The sequence below is a fragment of the Aeromonas sp. 600886 genome (assembly GCF_049174935.1).
GTDB classification, from domain to species: domain Bacteria; phylum Pseudomonadota; class Gammaproteobacteria; order Enterobacterales; family Aeromonadaceae; genus Aeromonas; species Aeromonas veronii_A.
Genome location: NZ_JAAKUB010000006.1, coordinates 140,583 through 164,476, shown reverse-complemented (window position 1 = coordinate 164,476; position 23,894 = coordinate 140,583). Strand labels below are relative to the sequence as shown.

The window sequence follows — 23,894 nt, the reverse complement described above, 5'->3', positions numbered from 1 at the left end:
GGTTTATGCCAAAGGGCGATGATTTCCTATATATTATCTGCCCATTCGTCCATGTAAATCGCCCGCGGGAGCTTCACTCTCCGGGGCCAAGTATACCCAAATCCGGTTCGATAACCCTTAACACGATCAATATCCGATTGTTTGGCCATCACAAAATGACAAATACCTTCTCTGTTTGGTTGCTGGCGGCGCGTTTGCGAACATTGCCGCTCGCCTGCTCTTCCATCCTGCTAGGCTCGGGGCTGGCTGCCAGTCGTGGTGCCTTCGATGGCACCATCATGGCGCTCTCTCTGCTGACCGCCATCCTGCTGCAGATCCTCTCCAATCTGGCCAACGATTACGGCGATGCGGTCTCCGGCGCCGACAACGGCGAGCGGATCGGCCCGCAGCGGGCGGTGGTCTCCGGTCTTATCACCAAAAAGCAGATGTGCGTGGCGATGGGGCTGACCGCGCTGGCGGCGGTGGCCAGTGGCCTGCTGCTGCTGGGCTGCGCCTTCGGCGGCCAGTGGCTGCAGATTTTGGCATTTGTGGTGCTGGGTGGCGCGGCCATCGTGGCGGCGGTGACCTACACCGTCGGCAAGACTCCTTACGGCTATCGCGGGTTTGGCGATATCTCTGTGTTCCTCTTCTTCGGCTTGCTGGGGGTGCTCGGCTCCTACTACCTCTTCACCAAGAGTCTGGAGTGGGATCTGCTGTTGCCAGCCACCGCCTGTGGTTTGCTGGCCACCGCCGTGCTCAATATCAACAATGTGCGCGACATCGAGACCGACGCCGCCAGCGGCAAGATCACCCTGGCGGTGCGCCTTGGCCGCAACCGCGCCATCGCCTATCAGTGGGTACTGCTGGGGGCGGCGCTGCTGGCAACCATCGCCTTTATCCTGATCCAGCCCGCCAGTTTCTGGCCGTGGATCTTCCTGCCCGCCATGAAGCCGCTCAGCGATGCGGCCCGCACCTTGCGCGAAAGCTACGATGGCGAGGTGCTGACCGGTGCCCTCAAGAAGACCGCCATCAGCGCCTTTCTGTTCAGCCTGCTACTCTCCATCGGGTTGGCGCTCTCCTGACAGCTGGTCGCAGCTCGCCAAGGCGAACAATACAAAGGGCTCCCGAGATGGGAGCCCTTTTTGGTTTTGGCGGGTTTAGCTGGCGCGCGCCACTTTGAGCGTACGGCGGGAAAATAGCAGGGTATCCAGCAGCCAGATGACAACCATGGAGGTGCCCACCAGCGGGAAGGCAATGCCCAGCAGGATCAGCAGGGGGATGGCACCGCGCATCGGCGGGAGTTTGGCGGGCAGCGGCGGCGCGGCGAGACGGCCTTGCGGACGACGGCACCACCAGATCCACAGGCCGCTCACGGCGCTGGCCAGCACCATCAGGCAGATGGTCAGCATGACCAGCTGATGGGGCCAGCCGTAGAGCTTGCCCATGTGCAGCATGACGCTGCTCTCCACCGTCTTGGCAACCGTGCCGTAATCCTGCCAGCGCACATCGGCCAGCACCTTGCCGCTGTATTGATCGATATGCAGGGTGGCGTCGTTGCGTGGATCGTCGGCAAACAGGGCGATGGTGTAGACGCCGGTGGTGCCGACCGGCGGGGTGATGCTGTACCCCGGACTCACCTTCCGGGCAGTGGCGATATCCACCACCTGTTGCAGCGGGATCCGCTGGCTGGCCATCACCATTCCCTCGTGCTCGCCGTGGTTCATGGCGCCGTGATCGTGCCCCTCATCAACAGGCTGCGAGCTGGGCATGGGAGTGTTCTCCACCGCCCAGGGGACGGTCTGCTCGTGGGCCTGATTGAGGCTGCGAGCCAGCGGTGCCGATTTGGGCACCTCGTTCCACATGGCGGCGGGGAAGCGGTTCCAGACCGCGGCAAACTGATCGCCCCAGAAACCGGTCCAGGTCATGCCGCTCAGCAGCAACAGCAGCAGGAAACCAGCGCCCCAGAAGCCGACCACTGCGTGCAGATCCCGCCACCAGAGGCGTCCGCGCTGGTTCACTCTGGGCCAAAGAATGCCACCCACCCCGGGCCCCTTGCGTGGCCACCAGAGGTAGAGGCCGCTGATGAGCAGTACCAGCCCCCAGCCTGCCGCCAGTTCGATCAGCCGGTCCCCCGTGGTGCCGAGCAGCAGGTCGGCGTGCAGGGAGCGAGCCACCGCTTGCAAATTCCACTTGTTGTCCATGGTGCCGAGCAGGGCGCCGCTGGCGGGATCCATAAACAGAGTCAGCTCGCGATCCCCCTGATTGACGATGAACTGGGCGCTCTGATCGGGTGCGACAGGCGGCAGGTATTTACGCAGGCTGGCATCGGGCATGGTCATCATCGCCTTGGCCAGCAGCTGGTCGGCACTCAGGGTCTGGCTGGCGGGGGCGACCTTCATCAGCTCGGGGTACATCAGGTTGTCGAGCTGGGGTTTGAACAGATAGACGATCCCGGTCAGTGACAGCAGGATCAGGAAAGGGGCGACAAAGAGACCGGCGTAGAAGTGCCAGCGCCAGATCCGTTGGTAATGACTCGAGTCCCTGTTTTTCATTGCACATCCTTGTTGAGGTGCTAAACCTTTCGGCTGGTGGAATGTTTGTGGCGGCGCGGATAATAGCAGTAACGTTTCGTTAACTGCAATCACACATCTTGAGATCGGTTCGGTGCGGGATGTCGGTAACATGAGGTGCCGACGGTTTGCTGGATAGGATGACCACGCTTTGGGAAAAGCCTGTTTGCTGCTGGACTTTTCCTTATAAATTATTACCTTGTGGTAACAATTTGCAGGCGATGGTGGTGGTAACGGAATGGGAGCAGTCATGCAGCCACATGGGCAATTTGACATGGAGCGCAGGGGTCAGATGCTGATCTGCCGCCCGAGTGGCCCCTTCAATCTGGCTGGTGCCATGGCCTATGAGGCGCGCTTTCGTCACGAACTGGCCGGATTGATGGATGGCCCCTGGGGGATTGTCGAGGTCGCGACCGAGTTTGAAGCGGCCGGGCCCGAGGTGCTGGCCCGTTTTCGTCGCCAGTTTGGCTGGTGTGCCGAGAGTGGCTGTCAGTTTCTGGCGGTGGTTTTCGTAGGGGGCTTCAAGCGCTATCTGGCGGATAACATCTTCAAGGGATTACCCTTTCGGGCGGTACGTTACTTCGAGCAGGAGGCAGCGGCCATCCAGTGGCTGGGGGAGCAGCTCAACATCGCTCCCTGTGAACCCGCGAGCGCTTGACCACCCCGCTCACCGCGTGGACGGGTTTTACTCCAGCTTGATAAACCACTTGTCCCGCTCGTCAACGCAGTCGGGTTCACCCATTTCGAATTCGCGGCAGATCAGCGGTCGTACCTCGTAGATACGGCACATCATGGTGTTGCGGTCGAGGGCGGCGCACCAGCCATCGTCCAGCCGGCGCATGACCGGTATCTCGCCATCCCGTTCCAGTACATAACGGTCCGGCACGCCGGTATCGGTAAAGAGCATCACTTCGAGGCGGCAGCAGCAGGCTTCGCAGTTCTGGCAGCTCACATCGGTTTGGATTGCTTGGGTCATGGTGCCTGTCTTGCCGCATGGCGGCATCGGAGATATGAAACAGGCGCCTGTCAGGCGCCTGTGGTCTGGCTAACGGCTTGCAAAAAACCTTAGCCCAGTTTGCGGGCGCGGTAGCTGCGACCCTTGATCTTGCCTTCCTGCAACCGCTTGAGGGCGGCGCTCGCCACGCTGCGCTTCACGGCGACGTAGGAGTACTGCTCGGAGATCTGGATCTTGCCGACGTCGGCGCCGGCAATGCCGCCTTCACCGGTCAGGGCACCCAGAATGTCACCGGCCCGCACCTTGGTCTTGCGGCCTGCATCGATGGAGAGGGTCACCATCTGCGGGGCGATCGGCTTGATGTCGCGGCCGATGCTGTCGAGATCACCCAGCGGCATCGGAGCTTGCTGGTACTCTTCGATAAAGTTGACGCGCTGGGCCTCGTTCGGCTGATAGAGACTCAGGGCCAGACCCTGCTGGCCGGCACGACCGGTACGGCCGATGCGGTGCACGTGCACTTCCGGATCATAGGTCAGCTCGTAGTTGATGACGGCGCCCAGCTCCTTGATGTCGAGGCCGCGGGCCGCCACATCGGTGGCCACCAGAATGGTGGCGCTGCCGTTGGCAAAGCGCACCAACACCTGATCCCGCTCGCGCTGCTCCAGATCGCCGTTCAGCGCCAGCGCCGAGAAGCCCTTGGCGGCCAGATGGTCGGCCACGTCGTTACAGGCGCGCTTGGTGTTGCAGAACACCACGCAGGAGCTGGGCTGGTAGTGGCTCAGCAACCAGGTGAGGGCGTCGAGGCGCTGACCGGCAGGCACTTCATAGAGCTTCTGTTCGATGGCGCTCCCCTCGTGCAGGGACTCCACGCTCACCTCGACCGGATTGCGCTGCACGCCGCGGCTCATCTGGGCGATCCCTTCCGGATAGGTGGCGGAGAAGAGCAGGGTCTGACGCTGCTGGGGAGCATAGCTGATGACCCGGTTGATATCTTCGCCAAAGCCCATGTCCAGCATGCGATCCGCTTCATCCAGCACCAGCGTCTTGAGGCCGGAGAGTTCCAGCGTGCCTTGCTCCAGATGCTTGAGAATGCGACCCGGGGTGCCGACGGCGATGTGGGCACCAAAGCTCAGGGTGGCGGACTGCGGTGCGGTCGGGGTGCCGCCGCACAGGGTGACCAGCTTGACGTTGGGCAGGGCGCGCGCCAGACGACGGATCTCCTGAGCCACCTGATCCGCCAGTTCGCGGGTCGGGCAGAGCACCAGCGCCTGCACTTCGAGGCGGTTGACGTTGAGCTTGGCCAGCAGGCCGAGGCCGAAGGCGGCGGTCTTGCCGCTGCCGGTTTTTGCCTTGGCAATCAGGTCTTTGCCATCGAGCACCAGGGGCAGGCTCTGGGCCTGGATCGGGGTCATCTGCAGGTAACCCAGGCTGGTGAGGTTCTCTTGCAGGGCGGGGGAGAGATTGAGGCTGCTAAATTCGCTGTTGTTCACAAAAGGACTCTATTTCGGAGAAAACGGGGATGCGCGAGCGCTAAGGCCGCGCATCATACCAGAATGTGGCACCGGATGTGGCGGATTTTTGAACGGCTGGCCATGGGGGGCACATTATGGGGGTATTTGTTGCCAGATTGGTTGTGAGCAATATGTGAAAGGATATCGGGGTAATTATTCAAACATGCGTGTAATTATTTATTGAGGATAAACGTTTGCCATTTCTGTTGTTTAAATATAATGGTTGAAAAATATTCTATTGGCGAGTGTGGCATTAAGCACAATGTTGCGAAAATGATATAAAGATATTTTGGAGGGCCATGAAAATGCCATTTTAATTATGTAATATCATGTTTTTTAATGAATTTGTCGTCGTCAAAGTTGTGCGATTAATATCAGGTTGTTGCGTAATTAATTTAAAAACGTTTGTATTATCCTGCATGCATATTATTACACGGGATTGTGATGACTCTCTGATTTTTAAATGTGCAAATGTCTATGATGGCGCCGGTCGAAAATTACAATTCACTCAGGTGCTACAGGTATGGAATACGTTCACTTTGTGCTCGGACTGGTGATGGTCCTCGCTCTTTCTCTGCTGGCTAACCGCCACAACTGGAGACAGATCAAGCTGCGTTATATCGGCCAACTGCTGGTGGTCGAGCTGGCGCTGGCCTGGTTCATGTTGAACTCGGAAGTGGGTCTGGCTGTGGTGGGTGGCTTCGCGGCCGGCTTCACCAAGCTGATGGAGTTTGCCAAGCAGGGAACCGACTTTGTATTTGGCGGCATGATGAATGAAGGTTCATTTACCTTCTTCCTGATGGTGTTGATGCCCATCGTCTTCATCTCCGTGTTGATCGGTATTCTGCAGTACATCCGCCTGTTGCCGCTGGTGATCCGCGGTATCGGTACCGTGTTGGCCAAGATCAACGGCATGGGCAAGCTGGAGTCCTTCAACGCCATCAGCTCCATGATCGTCGGTCAATCCGAGAACTTCATCGCGCTCAAGAACATCCTGCCGCACCTGAACGAGAAGCAGATGTACACCCTGGCGGCGACGGCGATGTCCACCGTCTCCATGTCCATCGTCGGTGCCTACATGCAGCTGATCGAGCCGCGTTACGTGGTGGCTGCGCTGGTGCTCAACATGTTCAGCACCTTTGTCGTGCTGTCGCTGATCAACCCCTACGAGCCGGACAATACCGTGACCGATGCCAAGGCGCTGGCCGAGGGCGACGAGCACCATACGCCGAAGAGAGAGAACTTCTTCGAGATGCTGGGCGAGTACATCATGGCCGGTTTTTCCGTTGCCGTTATCGTGGCGGCCATGCTGGTGGGCTTTATTGCCCTGATCGCCCTGGTCAACTACCTGTTCGAGCTGGCGTTTGGTGTCAACTTCCAGTACGTCATGGGCTACCTCTTCTATCCAATCGCCTGGATTCTGGGTATCCCGAGTGGTGAAGCGCTGCAAGCGGGCTCCATCATGGCGACCAAGCTGGTGACCAACGAGTTCGTGGCCATGATGGATCTGGGCAAGATTGCTGCCGAGCTCTCCCCGCGTACCGTCGGCATCCTCTCCATCTTCATGGTCTCTTTCGCCAACTTCAGCTCCATCGGCATCATCGCCGGTGCGGTAAAAGCGCTGAACGAAGAGAAGGGCAACATGGTTTCCCGCTTCGGTCTGAAGCTGGTCTACGGTTCAACTCTGGTCAGCCTGCTCTCTGCTGTTATCGCAGGCATCATGATCTGATCCTCTAGTGGCATCTGCCACGGTTTGAGCCCCTGACCTCGTCAGGGGCTTTTTTATTTCTGGCTTACAGGCGCCAGCCGCACCACCAGCCGGCAACCAGCAGGGTGAGGGTGCAAAAGCCGGTTTCGATGGCGCCGCCACTGCGCAGCGGCCAGCCCGGCAGGCGGTAACGGCGCTTGATGGGCCAGAAGAGCGGAATGCCCGCCGGGGTGAGCCAGTCCCCCAGCAGATGGCTGAGGTAGCCGACGATCAGGGCATCCTTGACCCCCATGGGCAAGGTGTCCGGCGGCAGGCTCTGGTTCAGCCCCCAGACGGCGGCGGCGACCGCCAGCAGACTGTGGGTGAAACCGCGATGGCCGAACAGCCGCGACAGAGGTTTCGAGATCCACGGCAGTCGCTGCCCCAGCACCGATTTGGGGTGGTCGAGGTCGGGCAACAGGGCGCTGGCCAGCGCGGCAGGGATGGTCTGCCACAGACTGGCATCTGCCAGGGCCGGAGTGAGCTGCAGTTTGTGGGCGATCAGGGTGCAGGTAACGGAGAAGAGCAGGTGCCCTTGGGCGGTCATGATGATTACGGCGTGGACAAGATGGCGGCGCATCTTACCAGCCTGACGGTTGTGGTCAGCTCTTATTTTAAAAATCAGGATGTTACGGCGAAAAAGCGCCCAAATTGGGCGCCTTTATAGCCTATTTATAACTTGCCTTTGACCAGCCACTTGTCGAGGGCGTTGGCGAAGCGCTGCTTGTCGGCGGCATTGAAGGGGGCCGGGCCGCCGGTTTGCACGCCGGCCGAGCGCAGCTCTTCCATAAAGTTGCGCATGCCGAGCCGCGCCTCGATGGTCTCGCGGGTGTAGATCTCGCCACGGGGGTTGAGCGCCTCGCCACCGGCATCGATCACCCAGGAGGCGAGGGGGATATCACCGGTGATCACCAGATCGCCGGGCTGAACCTGCTGGGCGATGACATGATCTGCCACATCGAATCCCTTCTCCACTTGCTGGGTTTTGATGAAAGGCGAGGGGGGCACCCGCAATCCCTGATTGGCCACCAGGGTGGTGACGACCTGGGCGCGGTGGGCGGCGCGGTAGAGGATCTCCTTGACCGGAATGGGGCAGGCATCGGCATCAACCCAGATGGGCATGGCATGGTTTCCTGTAGTGAAAGCGGATGGAAAACGAGAGCGGCCATGTTAACACAGGCCTCCCCTTCCAGGCGCGGGGCTGAGTCGGCCCCGCCTTTGGTGTAAGCTGGGGCCAGCACATGAAACGAGAAGGAGACGAGATGGATCGGGTGCCCGGTGAAGTGATTTATGCCCTGACCCTGGATGGCAAGGGGGGCATGGAGCCGCTGATGGCGGGAAGCGAAGTCCCGGCGGAACATCCCGGCTGGCTGCATCTGGATTACGGCAATCCCGATTCGGCGCGCTGGCTGTTGCAGACCCCCTTGCTCAGCGAGGCGGCCAGGGAGTCGCTGCTCGGCCAGAGCAATCGTCCCAAGCTGGTGCGGATGGGGGAGACGGTGCTGCTGATCCTGCGCGGCATCAACCATAACAAGGATCACAGGCCCGAAGAGATGGTGGCGCTGCGCATCTTCATCACCCCGGATCTCATCATCAGCAGCCGTCGTCGTCCGCTGCTCTCCGAGCAGGATGTCTTCAACCAGCTCAAGCTGGGGGGCGGCGCCGATACCCCGGCCGACTGGCTGGTGGAGATTTGTGATGCCCTGACCGATCGGGCGGGGGAGTTTGTCGAGGAACTGCACGACAAGATCCTCGATCTGGAGGAGATGGTGCTGATGCGCGACATGCCCGCCAATGGCCGCTTGGCGCTGATCCGCAAGCAGCTCATCATGATCCGCCGCTACCTCTCCCCCCAGCGGGATCTGGTGGCGCGCCTTGCCAACGAGAAGATCAGCTGGCTGGATGAGGATGATCGCCGTCGTCTGCTCGATATCGCCGATCGGCTGCGGCGCTGGCTCGACGACCTCGATGCGGGAGTGGCACGCACCGCTGTGCTGGCAGACGAGATCAACAATCTGATGGCGGAGGCGACCAACCGCCGCGCCTACCAGATGTCGGTGATGGCGCTGCTCTTTTTACCTGCCAGCTTCCTGACCGGCCTGTTTGGCATCAACCTGGGGGGCATTCCCGGGGCCGAGAATCCGACCGCCTTCTGGGTCTTCTGTGGTTCGCTGGTGGCGCTGGCCAGCGGGCTGGCTATCTGGCTCAAACATCGGCGCTGGTGGTAAGGAGGCATAACCCATGTGGCAATCAATTGGTCTGACCCTACTGCTGTTGCTGGGGCATACCCTGATCCGGCGGCTGATTCACAAGAGCCTGCTGGCGCTCGGTCAGAGCAGGCAGGTGAGCGAGAACCGGGTGCTCTACGTGGCCCATGTGTTCCACTTCCTGCTCGGCTGTGCCACCTTGCTGGTGCTGGCCGGGGTGTGGGGGCTCGACTTCTCCCGACTGGTGGTGCTCGCGTCCTCCTTCTTTGCGGTATTGGGGGTCGCCATGGTCGCCCAGTGGTCGATCCTCTCCAACATCACCGCCAGCATCACCATCTTCTTCGCCTTCCCCTACAAGATTGGCGACCGGATCCGCATCCTCGACAAGGATGATTCGGTCACCGGCGTCATCACCGAGATCGGCCTCTTCTATGTGCGGGTGCGTGATGACAACGGCGATCTGGTCACCTATCCGGCCAACCTGATCCTGCAAAAGCCGGTCAGAAAGCTGGAGGGCAAGGTGGCGGAGCCGTTGCAACCGGAGTAGCAGGACATTTGCTGCCGGGGGGCTGGGCGTAGCGAGGAGTGATGCTCTGGTGTAAATCCACCACGCCTTCATTCGACACAGGCTATTGTGGATGCGTGCTGCGGCCACAATAGCCAGAACGACTCAACAGTTGGCTCCGCAGCTAGATCTCCTGTTGTGAGAGATCGGCCTGCGGCTTGTGTTGCCAGATTGCGCCGAGCAGCAACTTGAGCAGCAGTCCGGGCGGGTTGTCCAGCAGTTTGCCGGACTCCAGCAGCAACTGGCCATCGGCGCGAAATCCGAGGCTGGCATCTATGGTGCCATCCTCCGAGACCACCTGGATCAGGCCATTGAGGGCGGAGCGCTCACCGGGCTGACAGCGCAGCCGCAGTTCGCGGGGTTCCCCCAGCAGGGTAAAGGCGCGGCTCAGCGGGGGTGAGTCTTCATAATCGGGCCAGTTGAAGAAGTGATACTGTTCGGCCAGGGCGCCAGCCTGCTGGCAGAACTGGTCGAACAGCTGCCCGATCGCCTGATACTCCTGATCGAGTCGTCTTGCCTGCTCTTCAATCCGTTTCATTGCTTACTCCTTGTCTATCCACTTGATCAGACATTGCTTTTCTGACCCCGTGACTGCCGTTTTCCAGATATGAGGCCAAATGGCCGCGAGGTCTGTGAGCCGGATCGAAGTTTCAGTCTGAAAACGTTATCTTGTTGAAACTGGATGGTTTTTTTGCCCTCTCGCTCACATTTGAATCGATTGCCGCTGATTAATATGGCACCGCCTGGCAATGACCGGGTGCTCGACTATCGAGACTAACTACAGCGGGAATTATAAAAATATGGATATGAAAAAGACCAAAGTGGCGCTGGTAACAGCCTCACTGCTCGCGCTTTTGTCTGGCTGTAATGACAACAGCTCTGATGCCTCCGGTGTGAACCCCGTCCCCCCTACACCGCCTACACCTGAAGTCACCGATGGGCCTGTCGCTCGTCTGCCCAAGATGGATCCCCCGAAAGAGTTGCTGGTTGCCGGCGACAATCAGGTGGTCATTGCACTGGTGGATACCCAGTCGGCAGCCAAAGGCGCCAAGGCACCGTTTGACAGCTACAGCCTGCACCTTTGGAACAACGACGCCTGCAAGGCAACGGCAGATAGCGGCCTGAATACCGGGTGGGATGACAAGAGCAAGACACCGGCCACCGCCGACAGCTTTGGTCCGGCCTGGGTCGTTCCGCTCAACAAGGTGGAAGGGTGCATCAACTTTATCGCCCGCAACGGCGATCTGGCCAACCTGACCGGCAGCGATATGAAGGTGATCTTCAGTGAGCACCCGGATCGCACCGTGGCCATTGTCGCGGGCAAGAAAGATCTGTTTGGCAGCCGTGCCGAAGCCTTTACCGCCGCCTTTGGCGTGGCGGGGGCCAGCGCTCATTTGATCGATGGCAATACCCTGATTTGGCAAGGGGGCAAGGACAAGCCCCACGTTCGCCTCTATTACACCGACTCGGGCACCATCAAGGCCAATGCCGATGGGGTGTTCGATTTCCCCTATATCAGCCTGACCGCGACCAGCCTGACTGCCGAGCAGCAGGCCAAATATCCGCACCTCAAGGATGCGGCCGCCTTTGCCCTGCCTGCCGGGAAAGATCTCAAGCCCCTGCTCAAGGGTGAGCTGGTGGCTATCGGCACCGATGCCGACGGTATCCTGCAAGGAGCCACCCTGGTGCAGAGCGCCGGCGCCCTCGATGCGCTCTATGCTCCCGAGGCGGCCAAGCTGAGCTATGGCGCCGTGGTAGAGGGCAATCGGGTGACCTTCCGTCTCTGGGCGCCGACCGCCAAGTCGGTCAAGCTGGCCCTCTACAACGCCAGCCACCAGAAGAGTGGCGAGGTAGCGATGACCTTTGACAGCGCCAGCGGCAGCTGGAGTTATGAAGGGGGCAGCGAGCTGATCGGCCAGTTCTATCGCTACGATATGGAGGTCTACCATCCGCTGAGCCGCAAGGTTGAGCACTACGAGGTGACCGATCCCTACTCCCTGAGCCTCGCGATGAACTCCGAGTTCAGTCAGGTAGTGGATCTCGAGGACCCGGCCCTGAAACCGGAAGGGTGGGACAGCCTCAAGGCGCCCCACAGCCAGCAGAACCCCGCCGACATCACTATTTATGAGGCCCATGTTCGTGACCTGACCGGCAACGATGCCTCCACCGATGAAGAGAAGCGCGGCAAGTTTGTCGGTCTGACCCAGCCCGACTCTGTACCGGTCAACCATCTGAAAGCGCTGGCAAAGAGCGGCGTCAGCCACTTGCACCTGCTGCCGGTGTTCGATATCGCCACCGTCAACGAGGATCCGGCCAAGGTGGCCAATCTCGGCGATGACTTCAGCAAGCTCTGTCAGGTCAATCCGGATGTGAAAACATCCAAATTTGGTGGCTATTGCGGTGGCGGCCAGACCGTGGGAGATGTGCTGGCCGACCTGCAAGGGGGCGACAGCAAGGATAATCCGCAGGTGCAGGAGCTATCCGGTTACCTGCGCGGCGTCGACTCCTTCAACTGGGGTTATGATCCCTACCACTACACCACGCCGGAAGGCTCCTACGCCACCAACGCCGAGGGGACCAAACGTATTCTGGAGTTCCGCGAGATGGTCAAGGCCATCAAGCAGAACATCGGCATGAACGTGGTGATGGATGTGGTCTACAACCATACCAACGAATCCGGGCTCGGCCCCAAGTCGGTGCTCGACAAGATAGTGCCTTGGTACTATCAGCGCCTCAATCCGGAGACCGGCTCGGTGGAGAACTCCACTTGCTGCTCCAACACGGCGCCGGAACACGCCATGTTTGCCAAGCTGATGGATGACTCCCTGGTCACCTGGGCGCGCGACTACAAGATCGACGCCTTCCGCTTCGACCTGATGGGCCACCATCCGAAAGATCAGATGGTGCAGGCGCTGGCCGCGGTGAAGAAGGTCAATCCCGAGATGTACTTCTACGGCGAGGGGTGGAACTTCGGCGAAGTGCAGGATGACAAGCGCTTCGTGCAGGCTACCCAGAAGCATCTGGGCGGTACCGGTATCGGCTCCTTCTCCGATCGCTTGCGCGATGCGGTGCGCGGCGGCAGTCCGTTCGACGGTGGCGATACCATTCGCAAGACCCAGGGCTTTGGCAACGGTGCCTTCGTCGATCCTAACGAAATGAGCAAGGTGGATCTGGCGACGGCCTTGCACCAGTCCGATCTGGTGCGGCTCGGCATGGCGGGCAACCTCAAGGAGTTCGTGCTGACCGACAAGGATGGCATGCCGAAGAAAGGCGCCGAGATCGACTACAACGGTCAGCCTGCCGGTTATGCCCAGGATCCGCTGGAAGTGCAGAACTATGTCGACAAGCACGACAACCAGACCCTGTTCGACAACCTGATCTACAAGGCGCCTGCCGGAGCCGATCTGGTGAGGATGCAGGGGGTCTCGCTGGCGACTGCCATGCTGGGTCAGGGCATTCCCTTCACCCACGCAGGTGTCGAGCTGCTGCGTTCCAAATCCATGGAGCGGGATAGCTATGACTCGGGCGACTGGTACAACAAGGTCGACTACACCCTGGGCGACAACAACTTCGACAAGGGGTTGCCGCGCAAGGACAAGGATGGCGACAACTATCCGCTGATCGAGCAGGTGCTTGGCAAGCATGCCAAGCCGGGCTCGGCCGAGATGGCGCAGATGGTGAGCTTCTATCAGGAGCTGGCGGAGCTGCGCAACTCTTCCCGTCTGCTGCGTCTGGGCAGTGGCGCCGAGGTGATCAAGCGGGTTGATTTTCGCAATACCGGCCCGGATCAGGTGCCCGGCCTTATCGTCATGACGGTGGATGATGGTGTCAGTGCCGGGACGGATCTGGATCCGGCCATCGACGGTCTGGTGGTGATGATCAACGCCAGCAACCAGAGCCAGAGCATCGGCGACTTCCGTGATGGCAACGATCAGCCCATCGATCTGAGCGGTATGGTGCTTAGCAGCAAGCATCGCGCTGTCGACAGCATCGCCAGCGGCGCCGCCTATGATAACGGCCAGCTGACGCTGGGGGCCTGGTCTGCCGCTGTGTTCGTCAAGCCGCAGTCTGGTGCACAGGGCGCGGGCCTGCCGGTCAGCAAGAAGACCGACCTGAGCACCCTGCCACCGTTTGGCAACACCGATGTTTATCTGAAGGGGTTCCTCGATGAGTGGGGCAACACCAACCAGATGACCTTCAGCGGCAACTTCATGTACGAGTTCACTACCGAGGTGAGCACCGACAAGCTGGGTACCACCAACGTCAAGATCGCTGACGCCAGCTGGGGGCCGGTCAACTACGGCAGCTGCAACGCCGGTGACAAGCTGGTGGTCGGCACTCCGCTGACCCTTTGCAAGGGTGGGGATACCGGCAACATCGGGCTCGATCTGGCCAAGGCGGGCAGCTACAAGTTTGTCTTTACCGCCATGAACAAGGACAAACCGACCCTGAGTGTCAGCTTCACCGAGCCGGTGCAGAGCTGCAAGGTGCTGGATACGGTGGCGGGCAATCCGCTCGGCTACAACCTGTTCGTCAAGGGTGAGCTTTCAGGCTGGAATGCCCAACCCCAGTACCAGCTGAGCTACAAGGGGATGGACGGTGATCTCGCCATCTATCAGGCGGCGTTCAACTACGCTGGCAGCACCGAGTTCAAGGTCGCCAACGAGGACTGGAGCAAGGAGTACCTGCTCAACGGTGGCGGCGCGGTGAACGCTGAAACCGGCTATTCGTTCGCCTTCTCCAAGGGGGGCAGTGCCAATAACAGCATCACCCTGCCGCAGGGGCTGTGGAGTGTGCTGGTGAAGGTTGACCCGGCTGGCGTCAAGGCGGGCACAGCCGTCATTCAGGAGTGCAGCGTCAAGTAAGCAAGCCATTGAGTCCGGGGGATGGCTCGGCGCCCCCGGGTTGAATTCCACCTTGCCAAGGGTGGGATAACTCCGAGAGAGTAAGCAAAGCGCGACTGCCGACCGGCAGGCGCGCTTTTTCTTTTACGGGGTGCCGTGAGAGAAATGAGAGGAAAAAAAAAGCCGTCCCGGTTGGGGGACGGCTTTTGGCTGGGATGCTATCGGCTGGCTTAACGCTTGCGCAGCAGCCGCAAGGCGTTGGCGGTCACCAGCGCTGTGGCGCCGGTATCGGCCAGCACCGCAATCCACAGACCGGTGATGCCGAGCAGGCTGGTGACCAGGAAGATGGCTTTAAGCCCCAGCGCCAGCGCAATATTCTGGTGAATATTGGTCAGTGCCGCCCGCGACAGCCGGATCATCGCGGCAATACCGCCGAGCTGGTTGTGGGTCAGCGCCGCATCGGCGGTCTCCAGCGCCACATCGGTGCCGCCCCCCATGGCGATGCCGATACTGGCCCGCTTCATGGCGGGGGCATCGTTGATGCCATCGCCGACCATGGCAACCTTCCGGGTGCAGGCCAGCTTGGCGATCTCTTCTACCTTGTTCTCCGGCAGCAGACCGGCACGCCAGCCCATGCCCAGCTCGGTGGCGATCGCCTCGGCGGCGTTGGGGTTATCCCCGGTTAACATGATGCTGTTGAGCCCGAGTCGGTTGAGCTCTTGCAGCGCGGCCGCTGCCTCCGGCCGGATCTGATCCCGCAGCGCCAGCAGGGCAATCGGCAGCGCTTGGTCGCCACTGCTCTGGCAGAGCACCACGACGGTCTTGCCCTGCCGCTCCAGCGAACCAATCCGTGTCTGCTGTTCCACATTCAGGGTCGCCACCCGGTTCGGTGCCAGCAGTTGCCACAGTTCACCGTTGATGCGTCCCTCAACGCCCATGCCCGGCAGGGCACGCAAGTCTCGGGCCTCCGCCAGCGTCAGCCCCTGTTCGGTCGCGTTGGCGACCACGGCGCGGGCCAGCGGGTGGTGAGAGCCCTGCTCGATGGCAGCCGCCAGCGCCAGCAACTCGGCCTCCGGCTGGCCATTGAGGCTGACCAGCTCGGTCAGCTGCGGCTTGCCCAGGGTCAGGGTACCGGTCTTGTCAAACGCCACGGTATCGATATGGGCCAGTCGCTCCAGCGCGGCCCCCCCTTTGATCAGCGCTCCCTGACGGGTGGCGGCGGCCAGCGCCGAGGTGACCGCTGCCGGGGTGGAGATGACCAGCGCGCAGGGGCAGCCGATCAGCAGCAGCGCCAGTCCGCGATAGATCCATTCGTCCCAGCTCTGGCTGAAGGCAAGGGGCGGCACCAGCACCACCAGCAGAGCAACCAGCATCATGGCCGGGGTATACCAGCGGCTGAAGCGGTCGATAAAGCGCTCGATGGGGGCGCGCTGGCTTTCGGCCTCCTCGATGAGGTGCAGAATGCGGTCGATGGCGTTGTTGCCGGGCTCGGAGACGACTTCAAGACGCAGTACCCGATCGGCCGCCAGACTACCGGCCGGCACCTTGTCACCCTGACGGCGTTCCACCGGAATAGACTCACCTGTCAGGGCGCTTTCGTCAAACGCACCGAGTTCATCGAGCAGGCGGGCATCGGCAGGCAAGCGGGCTCCCGGAGCGATTTCGATAATGTCGCCGGGACGCAGCTCATCGGCGCCGACCTCTTCGCGCACCTCGCCCTCGGCAGTGGTACGGATGCGCAGCGCCTTGTCAGGCACCAGCGCCATCAGCGCTGTCACTCCGGCCCGGGCGCGTCCGGCGGCGTAGGCCTCCAGATGTTCACCCAGCATAAAGAGCAGCAGCACCATGGCCGCTTCGGCGGTTTCGCCGAGAAACAGGGCGCCCAGGGCGGCGACCGTCATCAGGGTCTCGATGGCGAAGGGGGAGCCGCTTTTGGTCAGCGCCCACGCCTTGCGGGAGATGGGCCACAGCCCCCAGAGGGTGGCCAGGGTAAAGAGTGGCTGACCGAGCTCTTTCGGCAGCAGGGCAGCGACCAGCATCAGACTGGCCAGTGACAGGGGCTGCCAATATTTGCCCAGGGTGTTCAGCAGCGGGCTTTGGCGTGTTGCTCCCTTTGTGATTGTGTGGGCTCTGGTGGCTTGAGCACCCTTGAGCTGGAAACCGGCAGCCAGCACAGCGGCGGTGACGGGATCCGGGGAGAGGCCTGGGGCCAGATCCACTACCAGCTTCTCGGTGGCAAACAGCACGCGTGCCTGCTGCACGCCGCTCACCCGGCAGACGGCTGTCTCGATCTTGCGGGCGCAGCTGGGGCAATCCATCCCCAATACCTGCCAGCTGTGGCGGCTGTTGCCTTGCACCGGTGCAACCAGCGGGTCTGCAGGGGGCATATCATGCTCATGCTCGTGAGCTGGTGATAAGGAGGCGCTGCAGCACGCTTGATCGTGACAGCCTCCTCGGGGAGGCTCTTCATCCCCGGGGGATTCATTGCCGTCACGGGATGCGTGCTCATGAGGCGTCTGGGTTGAACAGCAACTGACGGGCGTGGTGTTGTCGCAGCAGTGGCTATCGTGGTGATGTTCACTCTGGCCGGAGGCCGCCTTGCTGACGGCCTTGATGGGGGCGGCGTGCTGATGATTGCAGCAGGATTTGCTCATGATGAGTCCCTCTTGATGGATCCCGCCCCTGCGAGATCCCTGATTACCGAGAAGGAGTCTAAACCTTGGTGTTAAGTCCAAGGTCAACCCCTTTATATCCCTTGTCTTCGCGGGTGTTTGTCTGGTCCCGCCGCCCCTATACTGATCACTCGGATTTTTACTACACCAATAAAGGACATAACACATGAGCAACTCAGTCACTCTGCAAGGCAACCCGGTTTCCGTCGCTGGTCACTTCCCGGTCGCCGGTGAGCAAGCCAAGCCCTTCTCCCTGGTGGCCAAGGATCTTTCCGACGTGACCCTGGCAAGCTTTGCCGGTCAGCGCAAAATCCTGAATATTTTCCCGAGCGTCGATACTCCCACCTGCGCAACCTCTGTGCGCAAGTTCAACGAGCAGGCCAGCGCGCTGGATAACACTGTCGTGCTGTGCATCTCCGCCGATCTGCCGTTCGCCCAGTCCCGCTTCTGCGGCGCCGAAGGTCTGGACAAGGTAGTGACCCTCTCCACCCTGCGCGGTGCGGCCTTTATGGAAGATTACGGCGTTGCCTTCTCTTCCGGCCCGCTGGTAGGTCTGACCGCTCGCGCCATCGTGGTACTGGATGGTGACAACAAGGTGCTGCACAGTGAGCTGGTCGCAGAAGTGGCCGACGAGCCGAACTACGCCGCTGCGCTGGCCGTGCTGTAAGGCTGCAAGCCATAAAAAATCCCGCTTCGGCGGGATTTTTTATGCGGGAATTGTCTGTTCAGGGTGTTGCGGGCGGGGTGGTCGCCGGTTCAGCCTTGGCGGGTGGGGAGGGTTGCCACTCCACATAGGGGCGGTGGATCTTCTCGTAGATCTCGGCCAGTTTGCCGGTGGCGGCGAGTTGCTCAATGGAACGACTTAAAAATTCGTCTATTTCATCCCCGCTCCCCCCTTTCTGGATGATGAAGACATCCTCGAAATCACCAAAGAATTCACGGCGAATATTGGTCAGCTTCAGATTTTTCAGCATCAGGTCCGCCTCTTCTTGTGCCCAGACAAAGGCGTCTATGCGACCCCGAGACAGTTTGCGCAGTGACTGCTCGATACTCATCGAGCGCTGTACCGAGAAGGGCATATAGTCGGGAACGGCTTCAATCAGCAGATCCCGTTTGGTGGGCACTATGCCATAGGCCATATCTGTGGTGACCGGATGGGCCGTATTGCTGTAAATCACATGGGCCACCTTGCCAAAGCTGCGGGTACTGAAACGGTAGGGGAGCATATCGACCTCCCTGAGATTGCGGATGGCGGGCAGACCGAGATCTGCCTTGCCAGCGATCACTCCGGCCATGGCCCGGGCGATGGGATAGATGGTGATCCTGATGGTCACATCGGGATGAAGATCGTCGATGGCGCGCACTAAATCAACGAAAGGTCCTGTCTTGTCGGCATTGATCAGTCCCGGCAGCTCACCGAGATGCGCGTTAAGAGTACGCACCGGTTTGGCCTGTTCGGCCGCACTGTCGCTCGCCGTGCTGCCGGACAGGCCGAGCGAGATGCTGCCAAGCAGCGCACTGGTCAGCAGCAGGATGGGGATGTGTCTGGTCATGACAGTTTTCTCTGTGATGGGTCAGCTCAAGTGTAGTCAGCCCGTTGCAATCCCCCCCTTGGCCTGGCCATCATTGATAGGGTTTTACTTCTCGGCCCCCGCTCACTAGACTTCGCCTCCCACTTCTCTTTGTTAACGTAGCGCCATGACCTTTCGCGAACTTGCCCTCCATCCCGCTCTGCTGGCCTCTTTGCCCGCCACCTTGCAGACGCCGACCCGCATCCAGCAGCTGGCGATTCCGGCGGCGTTGGCGGGGCAGGATCTGCTGGCACTGGCCCAGACCGGCAGCGGCAAGACGCTGGCGTTTGGTTTGCCGCTGCTGCAACGGCTGGATCCTGCCTCCAGCCAGGTGCAGGGTCTGGTGCTGGTGCCAACCCGCGAGCTGGCGATTCAGGTATCTGCCGCGCTTAAAGAGGGGGCCGAGGCGCTGGGATTGTGCATCGTGACGTTGTGTGGGGGCGTTGCGCAGGAGCGGCAACAGGCCGAACTGGCGCAGGGGCCACAGCTGCTGGTGGCTACACCCGGGCGGTTGCGGGATCTGCTGACCCAACAGTTGCTGGGGCTGGATGGTCTGCAGCTGCTGGTGCTGGATGAGGCGGATCGCCTGCTGGAGATGGGCTTTGCTCCCGACATCAAGGCGCTGCTCGGCTTTATTCCGGCGGATCGCCAGACCCTGTTCTTCTCCGCCACCTTGCCTGCCGAGCTGGAGGCGCTGGCCAACGGCCTGCTGCGTGAGCCAACCCGTATCGAGGCCACACCCCTCAACAGCGTGGTGAACGAGATCGAAGAGCGACTCTATCTGGTCAACAAGAGCAGCAAGGTGCCGGCGCTCATCAGCCTGCTCAAGGAGCAGGCGTGGCCGCAGGTGCTGGTCTTTATCAGTGCGCGGGATGATGCCGACGGGGTCGCCAGAAAGCTGGCCAAGGCGGGCATTGCGGTGGCTGCTCTCCATGGCGAGAAGGAGCAGGCGGTGCGCGAGCAGGCGCTCAATGATTTCAAGGAGGGTCGGGTGCGGGTGCTGGTGGCCACCGACCTGATGGCGCGCGGCATCCATGTGGAGGCGCTGCCGCTGGTGATCAATCTGGACTTGCCCGCCAGTGCCCCTGTCTACGTTCACCGCATCGGGCGTACCGCCAGGGCTGGCCGCGAGGGGTTGGCCATCTCGCTGGTTTGTCATGGCGAGAGTGACATGCTGCAAGCCATCCGCACCCTGACCGGCCGCGAGCTGCCGCTGGGAGATCTGGCGGGATTCCCGGTCACCGACCAGCCTGCCAGCGGGGAGGGCAAACGCCCCCCTCGTGACAAGCAGGCCAATCGCCGTACTCAGGCCAAACGCAGCGTCAAGCAGTTCAAGGGCAAGACGCCGCGCAGTTGACCGTCAGGCTCTGGCCAGCGGGTAGGTGAAGAGCACCAGATGGGCGAAGTTGAAGGCGAAGTGGATCAGGATGGCCACGGAGAGTCGCCCGCTGAGCTGGAATACCAAGCCGTAGCAGCAGCCTGCCAGGGTCGCAAACAGCGCCAGCAGTGGGCCACCGGGCAGGTGGATGGCTCCGAACAGTAGCGCGGCCACGATGATGCCAATCCAGGGGCGGTAACGCTCGGTCAGCCCCTGCTGAATAGCGCCTCGAAACAGCGCCTCTTCCGCCACGCAGGTGAACAGCAGGTTGTTGAGTGCAAACAGCCACCACCAGTGGGGCAGACCCACTTCCGGTTTCAGTGCCCCCAACTGCCAGGCGATGACCAGCAGGGCACCCAGCGGCAGCAGTAACAGAGCCAGCGGACGCCAGCGGATAGCGCCTCCCTTACCAAGCAGCGTCGGACAGGCCAGCAGCAGCCCAAAGAAGAGCAGTGGCTTGTCGAGGTTCAGATACATGTTGAATGGCACACTGGCGGGGCCTGCCAGTACCTGATCCAGCACCTTGAGATTGCTGAAACCGGGGATCAGGTGCAGGGTCAGTGCCACCGCCCATGCCAGCAGGGCTGACCATGCGAGGGGGCGGCTATGGCCGGAGAAGGTGGGCAGACGCCAGGCCAGCAGCAGAGCTGCCAGCGTCACCAGCAGTGCGGTCGTGGTGATGCGATCCAGCCAGAGCGCCAGCAGCAGAGCCACAGCAAGCAGCAGGAAACCTGGCAGGCGTTGGCGTGCCATACAGAGCAGGGTGGCCAGTGCCAGTGCTGCCCAGATCAGTATGTCAGGTAGGGGTAACATCGGAACTCCTCTGTAATAAAAGCGCTGCACCTTAGCAGGGGCGTTGGCGCAAAGGCAACCAGACCGGGTTATTTGGGTCAGCCTCCTATACTGAACTGGAGAGTAAAGAGAGGGATGGCGATGAAGCACTATGGCTGGTTGTTCTGTTGTTGGTGTGGATGGTTGTCATGCGCCCCCCTGTCGCTGGTAACCGGAGATTTTTCGCCCTATTCCGGGGCCGGGCTGCCTGATGGTGGGCAGAGCACCCGGCTGGTGACGACCCTGCTGCGCGAGGCTGGCTATGACGAGCTGAAGGTGGATTACCTGCCATGGAACCGGGGCTACGAGCTGGTTCGCAACGGCCTGGCATCCGCCACCTTCCCTTATGCCTGGACGCGTGAGCGAGCCAAGCTGTTCTATTACAGCGCCCCCATTCATATCGATCACCTCTCCTGGTTCACCTATCGTGGCAGTGATGCGGTACTCGATGGCAAGTGGCAGGGGTTGAGAGTCTGTATTCCTGCCAGCTGGAGCACCAGTCACGCAGATGAGGTGATTGCTCGTTTTTCATTGCGGCTCACTCGCCCCAAGAGTTTGGTACAATGTCTGCAACTGCTTGAGCGGAAACGGGTTGATCTGATGCCGATGAATGATGCGGTGACGGCGGACGCCAGCATGCAGGTGTTCGGCGACCCGAACTATCTGCAACCGCTCCCCTATTTTCGCCAGCGGGATACCTTCTATTTGCTGGTGTCGCGCAAGATGCAAAATGGACGCGAACTGATAGAACGCTTCAACGAAGCCTTGGCTGCGGCACGTGCCAGTGGCCATTACGACCAACTGGTTCCCTGGGGACAGCCACGTCTGCTGCGCTGTGAGCAACCCTGAGTCAGAGCAGATTGGCACCAATTAAAAAGCCGGAGCAGTGGCTCCGGCTTTCTTTATGCCTTCTGGGGCGATTAGCGGCCTGATTCTGCGATCACGCGGGCGATGATATCGGCGCGCTTGCCGGCTTCCAGTTCGCCCAGGGCGATCAGGCCAGCCTTGAAGATGACGTTCTTCGGCAGGCTGACGTCGTCCAGCGTGGCGATCGCTTCAACGTGCATGCCGTTCAGACGGCTGGCATCGCGCGGGCTCAGGTTGACCTGAGTGTTCATCACCTGCTTGCCTTTCTTCTTGGCAGGTGCAGCCGCTTTCTTGGTGGATTCCTGTTCTTCGTCTTCCGGCAGTTCGTCATCAAAATCGTAAATAGACATAGTCAATCCTGTTGAGTTAGGCAAAAGGGCACATTTGCCCGACATTGGGTCAATCAGCCCATATCCTCGTTACGGATAAAGGCGCGCCAGGAGCCGAGCACCTGGGCAAAATCTTCCAGCCCGCACATGGCCAGCTGTTCATCATCGTAGTAGGCGAGATCGTCAAGATCCTCACCCAGCTCGATATTGAGGGCGTTGGCTTTCACCTCCGCCTCTTCATGGGTCAGCAGCAGGGAGTAGTCACCGCCGTTGAGCCGGTATTCGACTCGGGTGCGGTTGGAGAGCTGATCAATGATGGAGAAGAGCTCGTCGAGCTTCTCCTCATCCTTGCCAACCTCGTCGATCAGCCACTGACCGATGGCTTCATGGCCCATGGAGAACCGGGCGCGATAGCCACCAAACGGGTCGCGGCGAAATTCATAATCCATAGCACAGTCCAGATCGGAGGGATGGGCCAGCACGGGCAGGCGGGTGCAAGCACGCAATTCCTGCTCCATGGCGGGGCACACATCGGGTAAAGTGGCCTATTCTAGCGATCCCCCTCTCGCTTGTCTTGATGATGTGGCATCTTTGCGCCCATGTGCCCTGAATCGCCTCGTGGTGACGTAGCCAGATCAGCCCCTTGTCCGGAGATGTTATGCAGCTAAACGATAACCTTGCCCGCCAGATCGTCGCGCGGGCGATGAAGATCCTCTCCTTTTCGGTCAACGTGATGGACGAACACGGCCTCATCATTGCGTCCGGCAATCCGGAGCGGATCCATCAGCGTCACGAAGGGGCCGTGCTGGCGCTCACTGAAAACCGGGTGGTGGAGATTAGCGAAGCGACAGCCCTGCAGCTCAAAGGGGTGCGACCAGGCATCAATTTGCCCATCTCCTATCAGGGGGAGCTGATCGGGGTGATCGGCATCTCCGGCGATCCGGAGGAAGTGCGTGCTTACGCTGAGCTGGTGCGAATGACCGCCGAGCTGATCCTGGAGCAGGCGGCGCTCACCGAGCAGCTGCAGTGGGACAAGCGCCACAAGGAGGAGCTGGTGTTGCAGCTCATTCGTGGTGAGGGGCGAGTCGATCAATTGCAGCAGGCGGCCCGTTTTCTCGGACTGGAGTTGGCCCAGCCTCGGGTGGTGGCCGTGCTGGCGCTGGAGGAGGCGGATCCGGCTCGTCTGCGAGAGCTGGTCCATCAGCTGGAAAATCCGGAGCGGGACAATCTGGTCGCCATCAACGGGCTCGACGAGATAGTGGTGCTCAAACCGGCGCAGTTGAGTGAGGGCGTCTGGCAATCGGCGCAGGAGCGCAGCCGGATCAAGCAGTTGCTGGCCCGCATTCCCCACTTCAAGGTGCATATCGCGGTGGGCGATTACTTCGCCGGGATCGACGGGCTGGCGCGCTCTTACCAGACGGCGCGGGATACCCTGCGCCGTGGCATGCGGCAGGCGCCGCGCAAACAGGTCTACTTCTTTGAGGACTACCGTTTGCCGGTGCTGCTGGGGAGTCTGGCGGACTCCTGGCAGGCGGATCAGCTGCGCGCACCGCTGCAGAAACTGGCCCGGGAAGATGGCAAGGGGGCGCTGCAGAAGACCCTGCGCCACTATTTCTTGCAGGATTGTGATCTGCATCGCTGTGCCGAAGCGCTGTTCATTCACCCCAATACCCTGCGCTATCGGCTGGGGCGGATAGAGCAGATAACCGGGTTGAATTTCAACAAGTTAGACGACAAATTTTTGCTCTATCTCGGCCTTAATCTCGACTTGTGATTGTGAATTTAGACAAAAAATACATTTATATGATGTGATTTTTGGTTAATCAGCCAAAGCATTCTGATTGCAGATCTCCATAATGGCGGCCATT

General features: G+C 60.6%; 21 protein-coding genes. 10 read left to right on the top strand and 11 right to left on the bottom strand.

Features of this window, described 5'->3' with window-relative positions:
- Positions 1–155 precede the first annotated feature (155 nt).
- Positions 156–1,061 (top strand): 1,4-dihydroxy-2-naphthoate polyprenyltransferase, encoded by a 906-nt coding sequence (locus tag G5179_RS07115; protein ID WP_421258100.1) that lies wholly within the window; start codon positions 156–158, stop codon positions 1,059–1,061.
- 75 nt (positions 1,062–1,136) lie between these two features.
- Here the strand turns inward: G5179_RS07115 and G5179_RS07110 are convergent, their stop codons facing one another.
- Positions 1,137–2,531 (bottom strand): PepSY-associated TM helix domain-containing protein, encoded by a 1,395-nt coding sequence (locus G5179_RS07110; RefSeq protein ID WP_421258099.1) that lies wholly within the window; start codon positions 2,529–2,531, stop codon positions 1,137–1,139.
- 268 nt (positions 2,532–2,799) lie between these two features.
- Here G5179_RS07110 and G5179_RS07105 point away from each other — a divergent pair, with 268 nt between their 5' ends.
- Complete coding sequence (locus tag G5179_RS07105; protein WP_069554668.1) at positions 2,800–3,207, top strand: hypothetical protein; 408 nt, start codon at positions 2,800–2,802, stop codon at positions 3,205–3,207.
- 27 nt (positions 3,208–3,234) lie between these two features.
- On the opposite strand, the gene G5179_RS07100 is transcribed toward G5179_RS07105, so the two are convergent.
- Both G5179_RS07100 and dbpA read right to left on the bottom strand, forming a co-directional pair.
- Positions 3,235–3,525 (bottom strand): YkgJ family cysteine cluster protein, encoded by a 291-nt coding sequence (locus G5179_RS07100; protein ID WP_005335921.1) that lies wholly within the window; start codon positions 3,523–3,525, stop codon positions 3,235–3,237.
- Positions 3,526–3,614: 89 nt separating this feature from the next.
- Positions 3,615–4,994, bottom strand: a complete 1,380-nt coding sequence (gene dbpA, locus G5179_RS07095) for an ATP-dependent RNA helicase DbpA (protein WP_005335919.1) — start codon at positions 4,992–4,994, stop codon at positions 3,615–3,617.
- A 544-nt stretch (positions 4,995–5,538) separates the two neighbouring features.
- Between dbpA and G5179_RS07090 the strand changes: the two genes are divergently transcribed.
- Positions 5,539–6,744, top strand: coding sequence for a NupC/NupG family nucleoside CNT transporter (locus tag G5179_RS07090; protein ID WP_216952829.1), 1,206 nt, complete (start codon positions 5,539–5,541; stop codon positions 6,742–6,744).
- 64 nt (positions 6,745–6,808) lie between these two features.
- Here G5179_RS07090 and G5179_RS07085 read toward each other — a convergent pair whose 3' ends face one another.
- Both G5179_RS07085 and G5179_RS07080 read right to left on the bottom strand, forming a co-directional pair.
- Positions 6,809–7,309, bottom strand: a complete 501-nt coding sequence (locus G5179_RS07085) for a metal-dependent hydrolase (RefSeq protein WP_041234360.1) — start codon at positions 7,307–7,309, stop codon at positions 6,809–6,811.
- 125 nt (positions 7,310–7,434) lie between these two features.
- Positions 7,435–7,884 (bottom strand): YaiI/YqxD family protein, encoded by a 450-nt coding sequence (locus tag G5179_RS07080; RefSeq protein ID WP_421258098.1) that lies wholly within the window; start codon positions 7,882–7,884, stop codon positions 7,435–7,437.
- Between the two features lie 140 nt (positions 7,885–8,024).
- Here G5179_RS07080 and zntB point away from each other — a divergent pair, with 140 nt between their 5' ends.
- Complete coding sequence (gene zntB / locus G5179_RS07075; protein ID WP_421258121.1) at positions 8,025–8,990, top strand: zinc transporter ZntB; 966 nt, start codon at positions 8,025–8,027, stop codon at positions 8,988–8,990.
- A 13-nt stretch (positions 8,991–9,003) separates the two neighbouring features.
- Positions 9,004–9,516, top strand: a complete 513-nt coding sequence (locus G5179_RS07070) for a mechanosensitive ion channel domain-containing protein (RefSeq protein ID WP_005354921.1) — start codon at positions 9,004–9,006, stop codon at positions 9,514–9,516.
- Between the two features lie 142 nt (positions 9,517–9,658).
- On the opposite strand, the gene G5179_RS07065 is transcribed toward G5179_RS07070, so the two are convergent.
- Entirely contained in the window at positions 9,659–10,072 is a 414-nt protein-coding gene (locus tag G5179_RS07065) for a hypothetical protein (RefSeq protein WP_216952830.1), read from the bottom strand.
- A 262-nt stretch (positions 10,073–10,334) separates the two neighbouring features.
- On the opposite strand from G5179_RS07065, the gene pulA reads away from it, so the two are divergent.
- Complete coding sequence (gene pulA, locus G5179_RS07060; protein ID WP_421258097.1) at positions 10,335–14,399, top strand: pullulanase-type alpha-1,6-glucosidase; 4,065 nt, start codon at positions 10,335–10,337, stop codon at positions 14,397–14,399.
- Positions 14,400–14,608: 209 nt separating this feature from the next.
- Here the strand turns inward: pulA and G5179_RS07055 are convergent, their stop codons facing one another.
- Positions 14,609–17,032: a zinc/cadmium/mercury/lead-transporting ATPase gene (locus tag G5179_RS07055; RefSeq protein WP_421258096.1), complete on the bottom strand. Its 2,424-nt coding sequence runs from the start codon at positions 17,030–17,032 to the stop codon at positions 14,609–14,611.
- A 184-nt stretch (positions 17,033–17,216) separates the two neighbouring features.
- Here G5179_RS07055 and tpx point away from each other — a divergent pair, with 184 nt between their 5' ends.
- Complete coding sequence (gene tpx / locus G5179_RS07050) at positions 17,217–17,717, top strand: thiol peroxidase (protein WP_021230929.1); 501 nt, start codon at positions 17,217–17,219, stop codon at positions 17,715–17,717.
- Between the two features lie 58 nt (positions 17,718–17,775).
- On the opposite strand, the gene G5179_RS07045 is transcribed toward tpx, so the two are convergent.
- A complete protein-coding gene (locus G5179_RS07045; RefSeq protein ID WP_100646827.1) occupies positions 17,776–18,603 on the bottom strand; it encodes a transporter substrate-binding domain-containing protein in 828 nt (275 codons plus the stop codon).
- A 145-nt stretch (positions 18,604–18,748) separates the two neighbouring features.
- Between G5179_RS07045 and G5179_RS07040 the strand changes: the two genes are divergently transcribed.
- Positions 18,749–19,978 carry a DEAD/DEAH box helicase gene (locus G5179_RS07040; protein WP_216952834.1) on the top strand — a complete coding sequence of 410 codons (1,230 nt, stop codon included), beginning with the start codon at positions 18,749–18,751 and terminating at the stop codon, positions 19,976–19,978.
- Positions 19,979–19,981: 3 nt separating this feature from the next.
- On the opposite strand, the gene G5179_RS07035 is transcribed toward G5179_RS07040, so the two are convergent.
- A complete protein-coding gene (locus G5179_RS07035; RefSeq protein ID WP_227341890.1) occupies positions 19,982–20,812 on the bottom strand; it encodes a CPBP family intramembrane glutamic endopeptidase in 831 nt (276 codons plus the stop codon).
- A 162-nt stretch (positions 20,813–20,974) separates the two neighbouring features.
- On the opposite strand from G5179_RS07035, the gene G5179_RS07030 reads away from it, so the two are divergent.
- Entirely contained in the window at positions 20,975–21,679 is a 705-nt protein-coding gene (locus G5179_RS07030; protein ID WP_254204244.1) for a substrate-binding periplasmic protein, read from the top strand.
- 71 nt (positions 21,680–21,750) lie between these two features.
- Here the strand turns inward: G5179_RS07030 and G5179_RS07025 are convergent, their stop codons facing one another.
- Positions 21,751–22,047: a hypothetical protein gene (locus G5179_RS07025; protein WP_005348860.1), complete on the bottom strand. Its 297-nt coding sequence runs from the start codon at positions 22,045–22,047 to the stop codon at positions 21,751–21,753.
- A gap of 53 nt (positions 22,048–22,100) precedes the next feature.
- Entirely contained in the window at positions 22,101–22,475 is a 375-nt protein-coding gene (locus G5179_RS07020) for a YacL family protein (protein WP_031227767.1), read from the bottom strand.
- A gap of 209 nt (positions 22,476–22,684) precedes the next feature.
- On the opposite strand from G5179_RS07020, the gene G5179_RS07015 reads away from it, so the two are divergent.
- A complete protein-coding gene (locus G5179_RS07015) occupies positions 22,685–23,800 on the top strand; it encodes a sugar diacid recognition domain-containing protein (RefSeq protein ID WP_043820514.1) in 1,116 nt (371 codons plus the stop codon).
- Positions 23,801–23,894 lie beyond the last annotated feature (94 nt).

Bases quoted from the DNA above. Each gene is read 5' to 3' on its own strand.
- G5179_RS07015 (WP_043820514.1), top strand. From the start codon at position 22,685: ATGCAGCTAAACGATAACCTTGCCCGCCAGATCGTCGCGCGGGCGATG.
- G5179_RS07110 (WP_421258099.1), bottom strand. From the start codon at position 2,531: ATGAAAAACAGGGACTCGAGTCATTACCAACGGATCTGGCGCTGGCAC.
- G5179_RS07115 (WP_421258100.1), top strand. From the start codon at position 156: ATGACAAATACCTTCTCTGTTTGGTTGCTGGCGGCGCGTTTGCGAACA.
- zntB (WP_421258121.1), top strand. From the start codon at position 8,025: ATGGATCGGGTGCCCGGTGAAGTGATTTATGCCCTGACCCTGGATGGC.
- G5179_RS07055 (WP_421258096.1), bottom strand. From the start codon at position 17,032: ATGAGCAAATCCTGCTGCAATCATCAGCACGCCGCCCCCATCAAGGCC.
- G5179_RS07080 (WP_421258098.1), bottom strand. From the start codon at position 7,884: ATGCCCATCTGGGTTGATGCCGATGCCTGCCCCATTCCGGTCAAGGAG.
- G5179_RS07025 (WP_005348860.1), bottom strand. From the start codon at position 22,047: ATGTCTATTTACGATTTTGATGACGAACTGCCGGAAGACGAAGAACAG.
- G5179_RS07085 (WP_041234360.1), bottom strand. From the start codon at position 7,309: ATGACCGCCCAAGGGCACCTGCTCTTCTCCGTTACCTGCACCCTGATC.
- G5179_RS07045 (WP_100646827.1), bottom strand. From the start codon at position 18,603: ATGACCAGACACATCCCCATCCTGCTGCTGACCAGTGCGCTGCTTGGC.
- G5179_RS07040 (WP_216952834.1), top strand. From the start codon at position 18,749: ATGACCTTTCGCGAACTTGCCCTCCATCCCGCTCTGCTGGCCTCTTTG.
- G5179_RS07105 (WP_069554668.1), top strand. From the start codon at position 2,800: ATGCAGCCACATGGGCAATTTGACATGGAGCGCAGGGGTCAGATGCTG.
- pulA (WP_421258097.1), top strand. From the start codon at position 10,335: ATGGATATGAAAAAGACCAAAGTGGCGCTGGTAACAGCCTCACTGCTC.
- G5179_RS07035 (WP_227341890.1), bottom strand. From the start codon at position 20,812: ATGTTACCCCTACCTGACATACTGATCTGGGCAGCACTGGCACTGGCC.
- G5179_RS07065 (WP_216952830.1), bottom strand. From the start codon at position 10,072: ATGAAACGGATTGAAGAGCAGGCAAGACGACTCGATCAGGAGTATCAG.
- G5179_RS07070 (WP_005354921.1), top strand. From the start codon at position 9,004: ATGTGGCAATCAATTGGTCTGACCCTACTGCTGTTGCTGGGGCATACC.
- G5179_RS07020 (WP_031227767.1), bottom strand. From the start codon at position 22,475: ATGGATTATGAATTTCGCCGCGACCCGTTTGGTGGCTATCGCGCCCGG.
- G5179_RS07100 (WP_005335921.1), bottom strand. From the start codon at position 3,525: ATGACCCAAGCAATCCAAACCGATGTGAGCTGCCAGAACTGCGAAGCC.
- G5179_RS07090 (WP_216952829.1), top strand. From the start codon at position 5,539: ATGGAATACGTTCACTTTGTGCTCGGACTGGTGATGGTCCTCGCTCTT.
- tpx (WP_021230929.1), top strand. From the start codon at position 17,217: ATGAGCAACTCAGTCACTCTGCAAGGCAACCCGGTTTCCGTCGCTGGT.